Below are 18,369 nucleotides of genomic sequence, written 5' to 3' on the forward strand. Positions count from 1 at the left end.
AGGGAGCTGGCGTCTGCTCATCTGCCGAGCACACCGCGCTCGGCGGCGGCCTTCGCCCGCGCCATACGCACGGCCGACAGCAGCCCCTCCCGATGCCTCAGCCCCAGCCGCAGCAGATAGCTTCTGCCCCGCAACGTCGCCAGTGCCTGATCGCGCAGCCCATAGCCGCTGATCCGCACCTCGTCGACCGGCGCGCTGTCGATCTCACTGCCGTAGCTGGTCATCAGTACCAGCTCGCCGTCCCGCACCAGCACATGGCCGGCCCGGGTGAGTGAGCGAAGCATCCTGCTTATCCCGACCCCAGTCGCGTCGAACTCCGGCTCCGCCACTACACACCGCCTCCCACCGGATCCTGCCGAGCAGGGGTACCCCCGAGCGGTGCCCGTACACCCCGGAGAAACTCCACCCCTCGCCGGGAGCATGCCCATGTCCGGGCCTGTCTACCTGCCCCCTCTATGATCGGCCCGTGAGCGCCACGGAACCCGCCCCTCCTGTCCCGGATCTCCCCACCCAGGACGTGGACCGCAGCGACCCGGACCACCGCGGCTGGCTGAAGGAGGCGGTACGCAAGGTGCGGGCCGAGAGCGGCCGCAGCGCCGACACCCATCTGCTGGCCTTCCCGCTCCCCGAGGAGTGGGGCATCGACCTGTACCTCAAGGACGAGTCGACCCACCCCACCGGCAGCCTCAAACACCGCCTGGCGCGCTCGCTGTTCCTCTATGCGCTGTGCAACGGCTGGATCCGCCCCGGCCGCCCCGTCATCGAGGCGTCCAGCGGTTCCACGGCGCTGAGCGAGGCGTACTTCGCCAAGCTGATCGGGGTGCCGTTCATCGCGGTGATGCCGCGCACGACGAGCCACGAGAAGACCCGTCTGATCGAGTTCCAGGGCGGTACCTGCCATCTGGTGGACGACCCCCGGACCGTCTACGAGGTCTCCGCACGGCTCGCCGCAGAGAGCGGCGGACACTTCATGGACCAGTTCACCTACGCCGAACGGGCCACCGACTGGCGCGGCAACAACAACATCGCCGAGTCCGTCTACCAGCAGCTCTGCCGGGAGCGGTACCCGGAACCCGCCTGGATCGTCGCCACCGCGGGCACCGGCGGCACCTCGGCGACCTTCGCGCGCTACATCCGCTACATGCAGTACGACACCCGGGTCTGCGTCCCCGACCCGGAGAACTCCTGCTTCTTCGAAGGCTGGACACGCGGCGACCCGGACGCCACCAGCGAGACCGGCTCCCGCATCGAGGGCATCGGACGGCCCCGGATGGAACCCAGCTTCGTGCCGCGCGCCATCGACCGCATGATGAAGGTCCCGGACGCCGCCAGCGTGGCCGCCGTACGCACTCTCGACCGGGTACTGGGGCGCAAGGCGGGCGGTTCCACAGGCACCGGACTGTGGAGCAGTCTGCGGATCGTCGCCGAGATGCTGGCCGCCGGCGAGCAGGGCAGCGTCGTCACCCTGCTCTGCGACCCGGGCGAGAGATATCTGGACAAGTACTACTCGGACGCCTGGCTCGCCGGACAGGGCCTGGACATCGGCCCGTACACCCGCACGCTGGAGCGCTTCCTCGCCACCGGCGAGTGGTCGTAGCCACCCCGCCCCGCGCAGGCCCCGGATTTCAGGGGCGCAGTCTGCGCTCCAGCTTCCGCATCGCATCCCGGAACGAGGCGCCGATCCCCGGTTTGCCCAGCCGCAGAACGGCACGCAGCGCCGGCGTGCCGTCCACGGCCATCGTCCAGCCCACCCGGGTCCCGCCGGCTGTGGAGTGCGCCAGATTCCAGTCCTCCAGCATGGCGCGTACGCCAGGCGCGTTGGTGCGGTCGATCCGGTAGGCGTACCGCTCGGCGGGGTGCGCCGCCAGGACCGTCTCCTGGAAGAAGCCCCCGCCCTTCAGCCTGACGTCCCGGCCCTGGCCGCCACCGGTGGGCCGCAGCTCGGTGACCGCCGTGAACCAGCACGGCCACGTCTCCAACTCTTCGGCCAGCGCCGCGTAGACCCGCTCGACCGGCACCCCGAGATCCGCCGCGAAGACGAGCCGCAGCGGCGCGGTGTCGGCAAAGTCCAGTCCGACAGGGTGCAGTTGACGTGCCGAAAGGTGACGTGCCATACGAACGACCCCCTAGCTCCCGTCCGGCTCCTGCTCCCCGGCAATCACCAGCTCCGGCAGCCGGTCCCGGATCTCCTCCCGCGCCTCGGGCGGCATCCCGCTGTCCGTCACCAGCGCGTCCACCTGATCCAGCGAGGCGAACGAACTCAGCCCCACCGTCCCCCACTTGGTGTGGTCCGCGACCACGATCACCCGGCGCGCCGAACCCACGAAGTGCCGGTTCGTCTCGGCCTCCGCCAGGTTGGGCGTGGACAGCCCGGCCTCCACCGATATGCCGTGCACACCCAGGAACAGCGCGTCGAAGTGCAGCGACCGGATCGCCGCGTCCGCGACCGAACCCACCAGCGAGTCCGAGGGCGTACGCACCCCGCCCGTCAGCACCACCGTCGCCGCACCCGGACGGCTCCCCGTGGCCCCGGCGCCCGCCCGCTGCGCGGCGTGGAAGACGTCGGCGACCCGCACCGAGTTGGTGACCACCGTCAGGTTCGGCACGTCCAGCAGATGCTGCGCCAGCGCGAACGTCGTCGTACCGCCCGACAGCGCGATCGCGGTGCCCGGCTGCGCCATGGTGGCCGCCGCACGCGCGATGTCCTCCTTCGCGCTCAGCTCCAGGGAGGACTTCGCCTCGAACCCGGGCTCGTGCGTGCTCGCCTCGGCGACCGGTACGGCACCGCCGTGCACCTTCTCCAAGGCACCTTGCCGGGCCAGTGCGTCCAGGTCGCGCCGCACCGTCATGTCCGAGACCGACAGTTTCCGGGTCAGCTCGTTGACCCGCGCCCCGCCCCTGCGCCGCACCTCCTCCAGGATCAGCGCGCGCCGCTGCTCGGCGAGGAGGTTCTGGTTGTCGCTCACTTCCGCTGTCTCCGTTCCTTTCGTGACCGACTTCTCGAGGGCTGTGGGGGAGGCCGCCGGTGGGCCCATCCTCGCACGCGCACAACGGGTGCGCTGCTGAGACGATCGAGCACTCCGCACCCCACCTTCACCCTTGAAGGGCTGGCACAGCGGCGGGCCCGGCAGTGATGCTGTCTCTACGTAGCTGACACCTAGCTGACAGACCGTTCGGGGGACTCGGGGGAAGCACAGTGCAGTCAGACCACGCACCTGATGGCGCGCCCGGAAAAGGGCCGGGACTCGCGCTCGAACTGCTCGTCCACGGAGTGGGGGGAACCACTCCCGCCGAGATGCTCGGCGACGCGCGTACCGTGCGCGTCACGGGGGACAGCACGGCGGCGGTCCACCGCCGCGCCGACGACAAGGACGCCGAGCGGCACCCCGCGGACCATGCGGGCAGGCCGGTCCCGGAGGCGTACTGCTGGTCGAACCTCACCTCGGGCAACGGGGCCCGCGCCCTGTGGCTGATCCTGCTGCCGTTCATGGTGGCCAACCTCGCGCACTGGACCCGGCCCGCCTCCCACGGCCGTTGCCGCACCGTGCGGCTGCACGGCCTCCTGGTCCGGCTGATCGCGCTCTCCTTGACGGTGCTGCTGGTGGCCGCCGTCTGCGAGGTCGCGCTGGACCTGATCGCCTGGCAGTGCGCCGGAGCCGCGCGCTGTGGACAGGACCGGTCCTGGCTCGCCTTCATGACAGCACCGCAGGACCCCGGCGACCCCGGCGGCTGGTGGAGCCAGCCGGGCCGGAGGCTGGCACTGGCCGCCGTACTGCCCACTGCTGTGACGGCGCTGCTGTGGTTGCTCTCGCACCGCACCTGGAGCGCGTACGAGTCCCAGCCGCCGCTGGAGCGCGCCGTCCCGGAGGACGCCCCGGCAGCCGACGGGCGACCGCCACTGTCGCTGCCCGGCTTCTGGTACGGCAAGCGCCTCGTCGCCCGGCTGCGGGCCGCGCACACCGCCGTCGGGTTCCTGACCGTCGCCGCCGCACTCACCGCCGCCACCACCCGCCACGACCGCGGCTCCGGCGGCAACGCCGTGCTCGACGTCTGCGGCCGGCTGCTGGAGGGGCTGGTGCTCGCCGGTGCCGCCTGGGTGCTGTTCGTCGTCTGCCGCAGGGGCCGCAAGGAGAGCGAGCCGGACCAGGGCGCCGACACCCTCGCCGTACGCGCGCTGCCCGGCGCCTCCCTCGCCCTGTTGCTGCTCGCTGTCGTGCACAGCGGCTGGAGCCGTCCCGGCTGGACCTCCAGCGGCACGCTCCCGGGCGACGAGACGTTCAGCGTCATCGCGGTGCTCCAGGGCACGCTCGTGGTCGTGCTCGGCGTTCTCGGACTGCGGCTGCACCGCATCACGCGCCTGTCCCGTACCGCGCTGGGCGGGCTGGCCTCCGCCGCCGTCGGCATGCTCGCCTGCGCACTGGGCGGCCTGCTCTCCGGCGGCGTCTCGCAGCGGGTCGGCGACTGGCTGGACGGGCCCGGCACACCGGGCCGGGGCGGCGGCGACATCGACGGTCCGCCCACCGTGCTCACCTGGCAGGCGTCCATCATTCCCGTACTTCTCGCCCTGGTGCTGCTCCTGGCCTGCTGGTTCGCCTTCCGCGTCTGGCGTGACGCACGGCGGCTCACCGACGACGTGGAGGCCGGCTATCCCGGCGTCGTGCCCGACGAGTCCCGGTCCCGCCGGATCGCCTCCGCGATCGCCCGGGCCGGACTCACCGACCGGGCGCCCTGGCTGGTCGCGACCGTGGCCGCCGCCACGCTCGTCCTGGGCGGCGTGGCCGTGGTCGGCACCATGGGAACCGGAAAGGTGCCCGGGGAGGCGACCGAGGGCGCCCCCGACATCGTCGCCGGGTTCGCCGACACCGTGCAGGCCCTCGGCTCCTGGCTGGTCGGCTTCGCCTTCGTCCTGCTGCTCGCCTGGAGCCGCCGCGCCTACGAGGACGCTTCGGCCCGCCGCACCATCGGCATCCTGTGGGACGTGGGCACCTTCTGGCCGCGCTGCGCCCACCCGTTCGCGCCGCCCTGCTACGCCGAGCGCGCCGTGCCCGACCTGGCCTGGCGGATGGCGATGTGGACCGACGGGCAGCCGGAGCGGCGACTGGTGATCTCCGGCCACTCGCAGGGCAGCGTCCTGGCCGCGGCGGCCGTCTGGCAGCTGGACCCCGACACCCGCCGCCAGATCGCGCTGCTCACCTACGGCTCACCGCTGGAGCGGCTCTACGGGCGCTGGTTCCCCGCCTACTTCGGGCCGCACCGGCTCGCGGCGCTCCACGACGGCCTGGAGTGCTGGCGCAACCTGTGGCGGCTGACCGATCCGATCGGCGGCCCTGTCCGGCCCGAGACCGCCGACACCCCCGAGCCCGGCCCGCCAGAGGAGTGCCGTGGCGTGGACCGTGGACCGCTCCACGACCCCCTCGTCTACGGCCGCACCTGCGAACTGCCCCTTCCGGAGCCGATCCTGGCGCACGGCGACTACCAGGCCGACCCGGCCTTCGCCGAGGAACGCACCGGACTGCTTGCCCGCCTCAAGGCCCGCTCCCGGCGGCCCCACAAGCACCCGGGGGGTGTACCGCGGCAGCCCGAGCCCCGGCCGACCCGGTCGGACAACAGGGCGCGGGTCCGGGCCGCTCAGTCGGAGCCGGGCAGATCCGACGGGTAGAGCAGGGTGAGGTCCTCGGTGCTCGGGTCGGGCAGCTGCGCGACCCGGCCCGCGTGCCGCTCGACCATCGACTCGAACGTCTGCCGTGCCGTACGGCCGTTGCCGAACGAGGGGCCCTTCGGCAGCCGCGTGAAGTAGCCGAGCAGTGCCTGCCGTGCTCCTTCGCCCAGCTGGTACTCATGCTCGTCGGCCTGCTGCTCGACGATGCGCAGCAGCTCCTCCGGCGCGTAGTCGCCGAAGGTGATGGTGCGGGAGAAGCGGGAGGCCACGCCCGGGTTGGCGGCCAGGAAGTGCTCCATCTCGGTCGTGTAGCCCGCCACGATGACCACCACGTCGTCGCGGTGGTCCTCCATCAGCTTCACCAGCGTGTCGATGGCCTCCCGGCCGAAGTCGCGGCCCGAGTCGTGCGGGGCGAGCGCGTACGCCTCGTCGATGAACAGCACCCCGCCCTTGGCCCGCTCGAACGCCTCCTGGGTGCGGATCGCCGTCGAACCGATGTGTTCGCCCACCAGATCGACGCGGGAGACCTCGACCAGATGGCCGCGCCGCAGCACACCGAGGGAGTGCAGGATCTCGCCGTAGAGGCGGGCCACGGTGGTCTTGCCGGTGCCCGGCGAGCCGGTGAAGACCAGGTGCCGCCGCGCGGACGCCGCCTTGAGCCCCGCGCGCTGCCGCCTGCGGCCGACCTCGATCATGTCGGTGAGCGCCCTGACCTCGCGCTTGACGCCCTCCAGCCCGACCAGCGCGTCGAGTTCGCCCAGCACCTCCTTGGCCGGGCGCGGTGCCTCCTCGCCGGCCTCCGCGCCGGAGGTGCCGTCGCCCGGCGCAGTGGTGCCGCCCGTCGGTGCGGCGAGTGCAGGCGCCGTCGATGAGCTGCCCGAACGCTGCCGGGGGAGTGCGGCCTGCGCGGTCAGCAGCCCGGTCGAGCCGTCTCCGGACCCGCCGGCCGCGGACCCGGGTGAGGGGGTCGCGGTACCGGCGGCGGACAGCGCGGTCACGGCCGTCGCGCTCTCGTCGCTGGTGCAGTCCTCGACTGTGGGACCCTCTTCGGCGAACTCGTAGCCGCCGCGGGTGCACCGCTCGGTACGGCAGCGGCGCAGCGTGGTGCGGCAGCCGTCGATGACGTGGAACCCGTAGCCGCGCGAGCCGGTCACCCGGCAGTTGTGGAACGTCCCGCGCCCCTCGGCGGACACATAGAACCCCGCCTCGGCGGCGCCGCTCACCGTGCAGCGCTCGATGGTGGGGTCCGCGCCCTTGGTGACGATGACACCGGTCGACGCCTGGTCGATGGTGCAGCCGTTGAGCACCCCGCCGCTGCCGTGGTCGCGGAACCAGGCACCGGTGGCCGCCTTGCTGATCCGGCAGTCGTCCAGCTGAACGACGGCTCCGTCGCTCACCGAGACGGCCGTACCGCGCACCTGGGAGAGATCGCTGTCGAGCACGTCGGCGCGCGAACCCCGGTCGAGGACGAACAGCGCGTCCGGCACCGAGTGCACCCGGCAGCTGTCCAGCACGGCGGTGGCACCGTCGCTGACCCACACCGCCGGATAGTCGCCCGTACTCTCGTGTATCTCGCAGCCGTTGGCGTCCGCACGGGTGCCCGGGTCCCATACCGACAGACCGTTGCGGCCGAAGCGGCGCACTTTGGAGCGGGTCAGCGTCAGCACGGAACGGGACCGCAGATCGACCGCGTTCTCCGGGATGTCATGGATGTCGCAGTCGGCGAGGGTGAGCACGGCGTCGGCCTCCAGGGTGACGCCGTCGGCCGAGGTGCGGTGCACCCGGCAGTCGGTGAAGTGACCGCTGGCGCGCGCCGCGACGCGCAGCCCGCTGCCCTTGATCTCGTACACCTCGCAGTCGAGCGCCTCCAGCGTGCTGCCCTCGCCCTGCAGCGCGATACCTGCCCCCGAGGCGAGGTGCACCCGGCAGTGCGCGAGGCGCGGACGTGCGCCGTCCCGCACCAGGACTCCGGACTGACCGGCGGCCACCACCTCGCACTCCTCGTAGACACCGCTCGCCCCACCGGTGATGCTCAGCCCGATTCCGGCCGGGTTGTCCACGGTGCAGCGCCGCACCGTGGGCCGGGCGCCGCCGCGTACCTCGATCCCCGAAGCCGAGCGGGTCATCACGCGCAGCCCGGCCAGCTCCGGAGCCGCGTCCTCCACCAGTACGGCGGGCACGGCCGAGTCCTGGCCCTCGACCTGGAGGTCCTGGACGAGGGCGGCGGCCCGTACGGTCAGCGCCACCCCGTCGGCGGGCGCGATACGCACAGGTCCGGAGTTGCCCCGCTCCGGGCCGCGCACGGTGACCATGCGTTCGATGACGAGGTTCTCCCGGTAGGTGCCCGGAGCCACGGTGAGGACGTCACCGTCGCCTGCCGCCTCCAGCGCGGCGGACAACGACGCGTATTCGCCCGTGCGTCGCCGCCACCGCGACGTGCCGCTGTGCGTCACCTGGACCGAGCCCTGTGCCATGGAGTGCTGTGCCCCAACCTCGTGCGTGCCAAGATGCGTTACGCCTGTCGCACGGAACGCCGAAGTGCGCCGTTCGTGCCGGCCGCACCACCGTAGCGTGCGCTGGTGGTCGGCGTTGACGGGTCCAACCGAGTGACCGGCACGGACACCGCTGCGGCACCCCTTCGGCATCCGTTCGGGAACCCCCTCGGAGTCGCTTCGGAATCCTTCCGGGAGACCGGTTCGGAACCTGCCGAACCGCGAGCGCCCGTCAGCTGCTGGTGCCGGTGCGGCCCCAGTCGGGACCGATACGCCCCCACTCCTCGTCCCAGCGCGCATAACGGCGCCGCAGCAGCAGCCGTACGGCCGTCCGGCGCCCGGCCTCCAGCACTCCCGCAGTGCAGGCGGCGCCGGCCAGCCCTGCCAGCAGCGAGTACGAGTCGGCGCTGCGCACACTCATCGGACGGGACGTCAGACGGCCGTGCATATCGGCCCACACAGGGAAGCGGCTGCCGGCCTCCACGGGATGGCGCAGCACGAGGACACCCGTGTGCCTGCTGCCGTCGGGCCCCGTCCAGTGCGCCGTGACCCGGTTGCGGTTCGGGGCGCCGGCGGCGGCCTCCCTCTCGGAGTCCAGCGGCGGGAGAACAGTCACGTGCTCGACCGTCGCCCAGATCCGCTGTCTTTGGTCCCGCTGCTCCTGGGCCGTGTGAAGCAGCGCCTCATGGGCGGCCTCCGCCGCGCCCCAGCCCACCAGCGGGGTGCCCAGGACGATCAGCAGCGCAGCCCAGAAGGTCAGCCATGCCTCACGGCGGTCGGTACGGCGGCACAGCGGATTTCCGCGCCAGCGCCACAGGCCGACAACAGAGCGCACCGCTGCTCACCCCCTTCTCGCCGTCCCTTACGTACCTCATCGGGCTCGGTGCATGCACGAGAAGGGCCGAAGGGCCCAAAAGTCACCGATTTGTGATCGGTGTGCCGGACATCGGGCCTGCTCCGGATGGCCTGCCCGCACCTGGTCGAGGGGCGGGGCATGGTGGTTCGGGCGCACTCTTTCGTGGTCCGTGGGCTCGTCCGTGGGTCCCTTTCCGCTCCGCAGGCTCGCTTCGTTCCACCTCGTGATCCGCCGAGTTTACCGAGTGGGCTTCCGGTGTCGGACAGCGGGCGCAGACCTGGAGCCTGTGCGCCCCCGGCGCGCCCACGCAGGGCGGTGGTGGTTCCGGAGGGGGCGGTGGCGCGCACCGCACGGAAACGTCGCACACGGTGAGGGCGGCCGGAATTTCGTCACCGTCGGTAAATCGAACGGGAGTCGGCGGCGGGCTTTACCCCGGGAATCGCGCGGGCATTCGGACAGCGGCGTCATCTTTTGAGCGATTGCCGCCGGTCACGGACCTCACCTAGCTTCGAGCCGCGGCATGTGAATTGACGGATGATCACGAGGATAGGCGGTGTCGGATGACGACTGCGGCGGAGCGGAATTCCGGTAACGAGAGCGCGGAGCAGGCATCCGAGCAGACGCAGCAGAGCCTCGCCACAGCAGCGGCACGGAATCTCGCGACCACCACGAAGACGCCCCCGCAGATGCAGGGGATCACCTCGCGGTGGCTGCTGCGGGTCCTGCCGTGGGTGCAGGTGACCGGTGGCACCTTCCGGGTGAACCGGCGGCTGAGCCACACCCTCGGTGACGGCCGCGTCGAGTTCGTCTCCACCGGTTCCGAGGTCCGGGTGATCCCGCTGGAGCTGACGGAACTGCCGACGCTGCGTGGTTACGAGGACCGCGAGGCCCTGGAGGCGCTCGCTGCGCGGTGCGAGCAGCGCGACTTCCGCCCCGGTGAAGTGATCGTCGAGGAGGGGCAGCCCGCGGACCGGCTGGTGCTGATCGCGCACGGCAAGCTGCGCCGGTCCATCCGCGGCAGGTACGACGAGGACATCACCCAGGGCGTGCTCGCGGACGGCGACTTCGTCGGCGACGACCGGCTGACGGGGCAGTCCGGCACCTGGGACCACACCCTCACCTCGCTCACCAGCGGCACCGTCCTCACCCTGGAGCGGCGCGCCTTCGATGCCGTCCTGGCCGACTCGGACTCGCTGCGCACCCATGTTGCCGCCACCCGCTCCCTGATCCCGTCCCAGCGCACGGAGAACGGCGAGTCCGCGATCGAGCTGGCCTCCGGGCATGTGGGCGAGCCGGCGCTGCCCGGCACGTTCGTCGACTACGAACTGAGCCCGCGCGAGTACGAACTGGAAGTCGCCCAGACCGTGCTGCGGGTCCACACCAGGGTCGCCGACCTCTACAACCACCCGATGAACCAGCTCGAGGAGCAGCTGCGGCTCACCATCGAGGCGCTGCGCGAGCGCCAGGAGAACGAGCTGGTCAACAACCGGCAGATCGGACTGCTGCACAACGCCGATATGAAGCAGCGCATCCACACCCGTTCCGGCCCGCCCACCCCGGACGACCTGGACGAGCTGCTGGCCACCGTATGGAAGGACCCCAGCGTCATCCTGGCCCACCCCAAGGCGATCGCCGCGATCGGCCGTGAGTTCAGCAGGCGCGGCCTCTACCCGCAGTCCGTCGACTACGAGGGCCACTCCGTGCCCGCCTGGCGCGGCGTCCCCATCCTGCCCTGCAACAAGATTCCGGTCAGCCCGCAGGGCAGCACCTCCGTCCTGGCGATGCGTACCGGAGAAAAGGCGCAGGGGGTCGTCGGACTGCACCAGACGGGAATTCCCGACGAGTACAGCCCGAGCCTTTCGGTTCGCTTCATGGGCATCAACGAAAAGGCAGTCATGTCCTATCTGGTGAGCGCTTACTACTCCGCTGCCGTACTCGTGCCCGACGCACTCGGAATTCTCGAGGACGTCGAGATCGGGCACTGACGCAGAGCCGTCGCACACTACGAAATCAGGCAGTCGGAACCACCACGAACTGGCGACAGATGACGACGCACCCCGAAGAAGTCCAGCAGGACCGCTCCAGCCTCTCCACAGCGGCCGCGCGCAAGCTCACCACCACGACCAAGACGCCGCCGCAGATGCAGGGGATCTCCCCGCGCTGGCTGCTGCGAGTGCTGCCCTGGACCGAGACCACCGGCGGTACCTACCGCGTCAACCGGCGGCTCACCCACACCCTGGGCGACGGCAGGATCGAGTTCGTCTCCACCGGCGCCGACGTCAGCGTCATCCCGGCCGAGCTGCGGGAGATCCCCCTGCTGCGCGATCTGGACGACGAAGCGGCACTGCGCGCCCTGGCCGACGGGTTCACCCAGCGCGAGTACGCGCCCGGCGAGGCCCTGGCCACCTGCGGCGAACCGGCCGACGAACTGCTGCTGATCGCGCACGGCCGGGTCGTCAAGCAGGCGGCGGGACAGTACGACGAGGAGATCGAACTCGGCGTCATCGCGGACGGCGACCACGCCGGTGACCAGATCCTCACCCCGGAGCCCGGCGGCTGGGAGTACACCCTGCGCGCCACCACGCGCTGCACCGTTCTCGCGCTGCCGCGCAGCAAGTTCCGGCAGACCGCGGACGCCTCCCCGCCGCTGCGGGACCACCTCGACGCGGTGCTCTCCCGTTCCGTCCCCGCGCAGAACCGGCGCGGCGAGGCCGATATCGCGCTGGCCTCCGGCCACATCGGCGAGCAGCAGCTGCCGGGCACCTTCGTCGACTATGAACTGAGCCCGCGCGAGTACGAGCTGGCCGTCGCGCAGACCGTGCTCAGGGTGCACAGCCGGGTCGCGGACATCTACAACGCCCCGATGAACCAGCTCGAGGAGCAGCTGCGGCTCACCATCGAGGCGCTGCGTGAGCGCCAGGAGAACGAGCTGGTCAACAACCGCGAGTTCGGGCTGCTGTACAACGCCGACCTCAGCCAGCGCATCCGCGCCCGCTCGGGCCCGCCCACCCCCGAGGACCTGGACGAGCTGATCGCACGCCGCCGCAAGACCCGCTATCTGCTGGCGCATCCGCGTGCCATCGCCGCCATCGGCCGCGAGTGCAGCAAGTGCGGCATCTACCCCGAACAGACCCAGGTCGAGGGCAGCAGGGCCGTCGCCTGGCGCGGCATCCCGCTGCTGCCCTGCGACAAGATCCCGGTACGCGCGGACGGCACCACCTCGGTGCTGGCCATGCGCACCGGGGTGGAGGACCAGGGCGTCATCGGGCTGCACCAGACGGGAATCCCCGACGAGATCCAGCCCGGTCTCAACGTCCGCTTCATGGGCATCGACGATCGGGCCCTGATCTCGTACCTCGTCAGCGTCTACTTCTCGGCCGCCGTGCTGGTGCCCGACGCGCTCGGCATCCTGGAGGACGTCGAGGTCTGACCCAGGACGGTCCGGCCCCTGGACGCAGGGGCCGGACTCCTGGAGTCACCGGAGGTCACCGGCCGGGCCAGCGCCAGTCGGTGACCTCCGGCATGTCGGTGCCGTGCTCGACCACGTACGGCCGGTGCCGCCCACGCAGGTCGGCCGCACGCTGCCGGACGCCCGCCGCTCGGGCGCCGAGCCCCTTCGTCCGGTCGATCACGTCCATCACCAGGTGATAGCGGTCCAGGCCGTTGCGCACCACCATGTCGAACGGCGTCGTCGTCGAGCCGGACTCGCGGTAGCCGCGTACCGCCAGCTGTCCGTGCACCGCCCGGGAGTAGGTCAGCCGGTGCACCAGCCACGGATAGCCGTGGTACGCGAAGATCACCGGCCGGTCCTTGGTGAAGACGGTGTCGAACTCCGCGTCGCTCAGCCCGTGCGGGTGCTCGGTGGGGCTCATCAGCCGTGCCATGTCCACCACGTTGACCACCCGAACCGCCAGCTGGGGCAGCCACTCGCGCAGCAGCGAGGCGGCGGCCAGCGTCTCGTGGGTGGGCACGTCCCCCGCGCAGGCGAGCACCACGTCGGGCCCGGTGTCGCCGCGCTCGGTACCGGCCCACTCCCACACCCCCAGGCCGCGTGCACAGTGCGCCCGTGCCTGGTCGAGATCCAGCCAGTCGAAGCAGGGGTGCTTGCCCGCCACCACCACGTTCACCGTGTCCCGGGTCCGCAGCGCGTGATCGGCCACGCACAGCAGCGTGTTGGTGTCCGGCGGCAGATAGACCCGCACCACGTCCGGGCTCTTGCTCAGGACATGGTCGATGAAGCCGGGGTCCTGGTGCGAGAAGCCGTTGTGGTCCTGGCGCCAGGCGTGCGAGGTGAGCAGATAGTTGAGCGACGCGACCGGCCGCCGCCACGACACCTCCCGGGCGCTGTGCACCCACTTCACATGCTGCGCCGCCATGCTCGCGACCAGGTTGGCGAACGCCTCGTAGGAAGCGAACAGCCCGCTCCTGCCGGTCAGTACGTACCCCTCCAGCCACCCCTGGCACAGGTGCTCGGAGAGCACCTCGAGCACCCGTCCGTGCCGGCCCAGGTGCGTGTCCGTACGCAGCAGTTCGGCCTGCCAGGCACGGTCCGAGGCGCCGTAGACGGCGGCAAGGTGGTTGGAGTCCGTCTCGTCCGGGCCGAACAGCCGGAAGTCGCGGCACTCTTCGGTGGCCGCCAGCAGCCCCTTCAGCAGCTCACCGAGCACTCGTGTCGGCTCGTGCGCCCCGGCACCGGGCCGCTCCACCGGCACCGCGTACGACTCCAGCGGGGGCAGCGGCAGCTCACGCAGCAGCCGACCGCCGTTCGCCTCCGGGACGGAACCCAGCCGCCGGTCGCCCTCCGGTACAACTTCCAGCACCTTGGGCCGTGGCCTGCCGTCCTGGTCGAACAGCTCGTCGGGACGGTAAGAGCGCAGCCACCGCTCCAGTTGCCGCAGCCGGTCCGGATCGTCCCGTACCCCCGGGAGTGGTACCTGGTGGGAGCGCCAGGTGCCCTCCACCGGCTCTCCGTCCAGCTCCCGGGGGCCCGACCAGCCCTTGGGCGTACGCAGCACCACCATCGGCCAGCGCGGGCGCCCACTGTCGGCATCGCCCGCGCGTGCCGCGCGCTGGATGGCGCCGATCCGGTCCGCTGCCGCGTCGAAGGCTCCGGCCAGCGCGCGGTGCGCCTGTAGCGGCGGGGTGTCCCGCTCCGCCGTGACGAAGAGCGGGTCGTGGCCGTAGCCGCGCATCAGCGAATACAGCTCCTCCTCCGGCAGCCGGGACAGCACCGTCGGGTTCGCGATCTTGTAGCCGTTCAGATGCAGCACCGGCAGCACGGCACCGTCATGCAACGGGTCCAGGAACTTGTTCGCGTGCCAGGAGGTGGCCAGCGGCCCCGTCTCCGCCTCGCCGTCCCCGACGACCGCGCACACCAGCAGGTCCGGATTGTCGAACGCGGCACCGTAGGCGTGCGCCAGCGCGTAGCCCAGCTCGCCGCCCTCCTGGATCGACCCCGGCACGCTCGGTGCCGTATGGCTGGGAATACCGCCCGGCTGGGAGAACTCCGCGAAGAGCCGCTCCATACCCGTCCCGTTGCGCGGCACGTCCGGCCGCAGCTCCTGGTAGCTGCCCTCCAGCCACGCGCCCGCCAGCACGGCAGCCGCCCCGTGGCCCGGCCCCCAGACGCTCATCGCGCGCTGCCCGCGCTCGCTGATCAGCCGGTTCAGATGGGTGTACACGAGAGTGAGACCGGGACAGGTGCCCCAGTGGCCCAGCAGCCGCGGCTTGATGTGCTCGGGCCGCAGCGGCTCGCGCAGCAGGGGGTTGGCACGCAGATACAACTGACAGGCCGAGAGGTAGTTGAGGGCACGCCAGTGTGCGTCCAGCGCCTCGGCCTCGCGGTCGGTGAGGGACTCGTGTTCCGGCATGCCGCATGGGTACCAGGACGGGCCGGTTCCGACACCCGTGATCCCCGGCAAGGTGGCCGGTATCGGGTCAGGTGGCCGAACCGTGGTCAGTGGGGGCGATACCGTGCCGGAGCCGTTGTCTGCCGCCCACGCGAGCTGCACGATGACGGGGTGCGCAATCCATGGCTGGCGCTCGAAGCGGGCGCCGACGCGGCCGAGCGGGCGGGGCAGCTGCGCCGCGCCCACGAACGGTTCCTGACCGGCGGACCCATCGCCGCGCCCGTCCGCGAGGTGGTGGCCGACTCCTGGCGCCGCTGTGCCGGGGCACGGCTCGGCCCCGAGAGCATGGCCGGGGTCGAGATGGACGACGCCGGGCTCGCCCTGCGCCGCGAGACCCACCCCCTCGCCCGCGCGATGCCGCTCTTCCGCGAGCTGCTGGGCACCATCGCCGACGACGGCGCCCATCTGCTGTCCGTCTGCGACGAGCGCGGCACCATGCTGTGGGTGGAGGGCCATCCGCAGGTGCTGCGCCACGCCGAGCGGATGAACTTCGTCCCCGGCGCCCAGTGGGCCGAGCGCGCCAGCGGCACCAACGCACCCGGTACCGCGCTCGCCCTCGATCACGCCGTCCAGATCTTCGCCGCCGAGCACTACTGCCGCCCCGTACAGTCCTGGACCTGCGCCGCGGCGCCCGTGCACGACCCGCGCACCGGGCGCCTCATCGGCGCCGTCGACCTCACCGGCGGCGACCATCTCGCCTCGCCGCACAGCCTCGCCCTCGTCCAGGCCACAGCGCGCGCTGCCGAGGCGCGGCTGGCCGCGCTGGAGCCGACGCCCACCGCGGGCGGCGCACCGGTACCGCCGCACGGCTGCACGCTCGCCGTGCTCGGGCGGGACGAGGCGCTGCTGCACACCCCGGAAACCCGCGCCGCCGGGGGCCCGCTGCGGCTCGGGCGGCGGCACAGCGAGATCCTGCTGCTGCTCGCGGCCCACCCCGACGGGCTGACCGGCGAAGCGCTCGCCCGCGAACTGTACGGCGAGCGCGACGTCCACCCCGTCACCCTGCGCGCCGAACTCTCCCGGCTGCGGCACCTGCTGGGCCCGCTGCTGGACTCCCGCCCCTACCGGCTGCGGGACCGCCCGCACACCGACTACGACACGGTCGCCGACGCGCTCGCCGCGAACGAACCCGCCGCGGCCCTCGACGCGTACAGCGGCCCGCTGTTTCCCGGCTCCGAGGCACCGGGTGTGGTACGGCTGCGCAGGCTGCTGGAACAGCGCCTGCGCCGCCGCCTGCTCACCCGGCCCGACGCGCGACTGCTGGAGAGCTGGCTGTGCACGGCAGCGGGGGAGGAGGACCTGGAGGTGTGGGAGACGCTGCACGCCGTACGTCCCACCCCGGAGACGGCGGCACGCGTACGCGAACTGCGGGACGTCTACGGCCTGTTACCGCCCGACGTTCCGCCCGGCCGGACCGGAGGCCGACGCGCAACGTATCCGCAACGTTCCCGGAACTAGCCTCCCCGGCAACTCGCCTGCCGACCGACAGCGGCGGCCGAGTACGCCGAGTACAGGCGGGGACGCCTGGTACGCCGAGCACAGGGAGGCACAGCAATGAGCCGCTACGCCGCACCGGGAACCGACGGCGCGCTGATGAGCTACCAGCCGCGCTACGACCACTGGATCGGCGGCAGCTATGTCGCCCCGAAACAGGGCGGATACTTCGAGAACCCCACCCCGGTGACGGGACAGCCCTTCACGGAGATCGCCCGCGGCACCGCCGAGGACGTCGAGCGTGCCATCGACGCGGCCCACGACGCAGCACCCGGCTGGGGCCGTACGCCACCCGCCGAGCGCGCCCAGCTCCTCAACCAGATCGCGCAGCGCATGGAGGCGCACCTGGAGGAGCTTGCCGTCGCCGAGAGCTGGGAGAACGGCAAGCCGATCCGCGAGACGCTGGCCGCCGACATCCCGCTGGCCATCGACCACTTCCGTTACTTCGCCGCCGCGATCCGCTCCCAGGAGGGCTCGCTCTCCCAGCTCGACGAGGACACCGTCGCCTACCACTTCCACGAACCGCTGGGCGTGGTCGCGCAGATCATCCCCTGGAACTTCCCCATCCTGATGGCGGTCTGGAAGCTGGCCCCCGCGCTCGCCGCCGGAAACGCCGTCGTCCTCAAGCCCGCCGAACAGACCCCCGCCTCCGTCCACTACTGGATGAGCCTGGTGGCCGATCTGCTGCCGCCCGGTGTCGTCAACATCGTCAACGGCTTCGGCGCCGAGGCGGGCAAGCCGCTGGCCGGCAGCGCCCGGGTCGCCAAGGTCGCCTTCACCGGGGAGACCACCACGGGGCGGCTGATCATGCAGTACGCCTCGGAGAACCTCAAGCCCGTCACCCTGGAACTGGGCGGCAAGAGCCCCAACATCTTCTTCGAGGACGTCTCCGCCGACCGCGACGACTTCTACGACAAGGCCCTCGAAGGCTTCACCATGTTCGCCCTCAACCAGGGGGAGGTGTGCACCTGTCCCTCACGTGCCCTCATCCAGCGCGGCCACTACCGCGGCTTCCTGGACGCGGGCATCGAGCGCACCGAGGCCATCGTGCAGGGCCACCCGCTGGACACCGACACCATGGTGGGCGCACAGGCGTCCAACGACCAGCTCGAGAAGATCCTCTCCTACCTCGACATCGGCAGGCAGGAGGGCGCCCGGGTACTCACCGGCGGCACCCGTGCCGAACTGGGCGGCGAACTGGAGGGCGGCTACTACGTCCGGCCCACCATCCTGGAGGGCAGCAACCGGATGCGGGTCTTCCAGGAGGAGATCTTCGGCCCGGTCGTCTCCGTCACCGAGTTCGAGGACTTCGACGACGCCGTCCAGCTCGCCAACGACACCCTCTACGGGCTCGGCGCCGGAGTGTGGACCAGGGACGGCTCCCGCGCCTACCGCGCAGGCCGCGCCATCCAGGCCGGACGGGTGTGGACGAACTGCTATCACGCCTACCCGGCCCACGCGGCCTTCGGCGGCTACAAGCAGTCGGGCATCGGCCGCGAGAACCATCGGATGATGCTCGACCACTATCAGCAGACCAAGAACCTGCTCGTCAGCTACGCCCCGCAGAAAATGGGACTGTTCTGATGGATCCGGGCGGGACCGAGCGGGTCGCCGTCACCGAGGCGGCCGCTGAGCTGCTGCGCGAGCTGACCGGCAAACACGGACCGCTGATGTTCCACCAGTCCGGCGGCTGCTGCGACGGGAGCAGCCCCATGTGCTACGGACGCGGCGAGTTCCGCACCGGGAGCTCCGACATCCTGCTCGGTGAGCTGGAGATCGACGGGGTGCCGGAGCCGGTGCCGTTCTGGATGTCAGCGAGCCAGTTCAAGTACTGGAGCCACACCCATCTGACCGTCGACGTCGTCCCGGGCAGGGGCAGCGGTTTCTCCCTGGAGGCCCCCGAGGGGGTGCGCTTCCTGATCAGGTCCCGGCTGCTGGAGAGTTGAGAACCCGACACCG

The 18,369-nt window shown here is 71.6% G+C and carries 13 protein-coding genes; 7 read left to right on the forward strand and 6 right to left on the reverse strand.

From position 1 onward, the window contains the following. Nucleotides 1-17 precede the first annotated feature (17 nt). Nucleotides 18-329 carry a hypothetical protein gene (locus ACTWP9_RS16295; protein ID WP_443246871.1) on the reverse strand — a complete coding sequence of 104 codons (312 nt, stop codon included), beginning with the start codon at nt 327-329 and terminating at the stop codon, nt 18-20. 137 nt (nt 330-466) lie between these two features. On the opposite strand from ACTWP9_RS16295, the gene ACTWP9_RS16300 reads away from it, so the two are divergent. Then, nucleotides 467-1,597 (forward strand): PLP-dependent cysteine synthase family protein, encoded by a 1,131-nt coding sequence (locus tag ACTWP9_RS16300; protein ID WP_443246872.1) that lies wholly within the window; start codon nt 467-469, stop codon nt 1,595-1,597. Between the two features lie 28 nt (nt 1,598-1,625). Here ACTWP9_RS16300 and ACTWP9_RS16305 read toward each other — a convergent pair whose 3' ends face one another. Together ACTWP9_RS16305 and ACTWP9_RS16310 are read right to left on the reverse strand one after the other, a co-directional pair. Then, nucleotides 1,626-2,114 (reverse strand): SRPBCC family protein, encoded by a 489-nt coding sequence (locus ACTWP9_RS16305; protein WP_443246873.1) that lies wholly within the window; start codon nt 2,112-2,114, stop codon nt 1,626-1,628. A 12-nt stretch (nt 2,115-2,126) separates the two neighbouring features. Next, complete coding sequence (locus tag ACTWP9_RS16310; RefSeq protein ID WP_443246874.1) at nt 2,127-2,966, reverse strand: DeoR/GlpR family DNA-binding transcription regulator; 840 nt, start codon at nt 2,964-2,966, stop codon at nt 2,127-2,129. A 230-nt stretch (nt 2,967-3,196) separates the two neighbouring features. Between ACTWP9_RS16310 and ACTWP9_RS16315 the strand changes: the two genes are divergently transcribed. Further along, the gene (locus tag ACTWP9_RS16315) at nt 3,197-5,659 is read left to right on the forward strand and encodes a hypothetical protein (RefSeq protein WP_443246875.1); all 2,463 of its coding nucleotides are present in this window, start codon (nt 3,197-3,199) and stop codon (nt 5,657-5,659) included. On the opposite strand, the gene ACTWP9_RS16320 is transcribed toward ACTWP9_RS16315, so the two are convergent. Next, nucleotides 5,629-8,133: a right-handed parallel beta-helix repeat-containing protein gene (locus ACTWP9_RS16320; RefSeq protein WP_443246876.1), complete on the reverse strand. Its 2,505-nt coding sequence runs from the start codon at nt 8,131-8,133 to the stop codon at nt 5,629-5,631. The genes ACTWP9_RS16315 and ACTWP9_RS16320 overlap by 31 nt on opposite strands. 250 nt (nt 8,134-8,383) lie before the next feature. Beyond that, the gene (locus ACTWP9_RS16325) at nt 8,384-8,986 is read right to left on the reverse strand and encodes an Rv1733c family protein (RefSeq protein WP_443246877.1); all 603 of its coding nucleotides are present in this window, start codon (nt 8,984-8,986) and stop codon (nt 8,384-8,386) included. 581 nt (nt 8,987-9,567) lie between these two features. On the opposite strand from ACTWP9_RS16325, the gene ACTWP9_RS16330 reads away from it, so the two are divergent. Next, on the forward strand, nt 9,568-10,992 hold the full coding sequence (locus tag ACTWP9_RS16330) for a family 2B encapsulin nanocompartment shell protein (RefSeq protein WP_443246878.1): 1,425 nt from the start codon (nt 9,568-9,570) through the stop codon (nt 10,990-10,992). Nucleotides 10,993-11,051: 59 nt separating this feature from the next. Further along, on the forward strand, nt 11,052-12,437 hold the full coding sequence (locus ACTWP9_RS16335; RefSeq protein WP_443246879.1) for a family 2B encapsulin nanocompartment shell protein: 1,386 nt from the start codon (nt 11,052-11,054) through the stop codon (nt 12,435-12,437). A 55-nt stretch (nt 12,438-12,492) separates the two neighbouring features. Here the strand turns inward: ACTWP9_RS16335 and ACTWP9_RS16340 are convergent, their stop codons facing one another. Beyond that, entirely contained in the window at nt 12,493-14,877 is a 2,385-nt protein-coding gene (locus ACTWP9_RS16340) for a phosphoketolase family protein (RefSeq protein ID WP_443246880.1), read from the reverse strand. A gap of 150 nt (nt 14,878-15,027) precedes the next feature. Between ACTWP9_RS16340 and ACTWP9_RS16345 the strand changes: the two genes are divergently transcribed. The 3 genes from ACTWP9_RS16345 to ACTWP9_RS16355 all read left to right on the forward strand — a co-directional run bounded on the left by ACTWP9_RS16345 (nt 15,028) and on the right by ACTWP9_RS16355 (nt 18,356). Continuing rightward, nucleotides 15,028-16,374 carry a GAF domain-containing protein gene (locus ACTWP9_RS16345; RefSeq protein ID WP_443246881.1) on the forward strand — a complete coding sequence of 449 codons (1,347 nt, stop codon included), beginning with the start codon at nt 15,028-15,030 and terminating at the stop codon, nt 16,372-16,374. A 96-nt stretch (nt 16,375-16,470) separates the two neighbouring features. Continuing rightward, entirely contained in the window at nt 16,471-17,994 is a 1,524-nt protein-coding gene (gene exaC, locus ACTWP9_RS16350) for an acetaldehyde dehydrogenase ExaC (protein ID WP_443246882.1), read from the forward strand. Continuing rightward, nucleotides 17,994-18,356 (forward strand): DUF779 domain-containing protein, encoded by a 363-nt coding sequence (locus ACTWP9_RS16355; protein WP_443246883.1) that lies wholly within the window; start codon nt 17,994-17,996, stop codon nt 18,354-18,356. The genes exaC and ACTWP9_RS16355 overlap by 1 nt, the downstream gene beginning before the upstream one ends. Nucleotides 18,357-18,369: the final 13 nt, after the last annotated feature.

The sequence above is a fragment of the Streptomyces sp. 3N207 genome (assembly GCF_052246355.1).
In the GTDB taxonomy this organism is placed as follows: domain Bacteria; phylum Actinomycetota; class Actinomycetes; order Streptomycetales; family Streptomycetaceae; genus Streptomyces.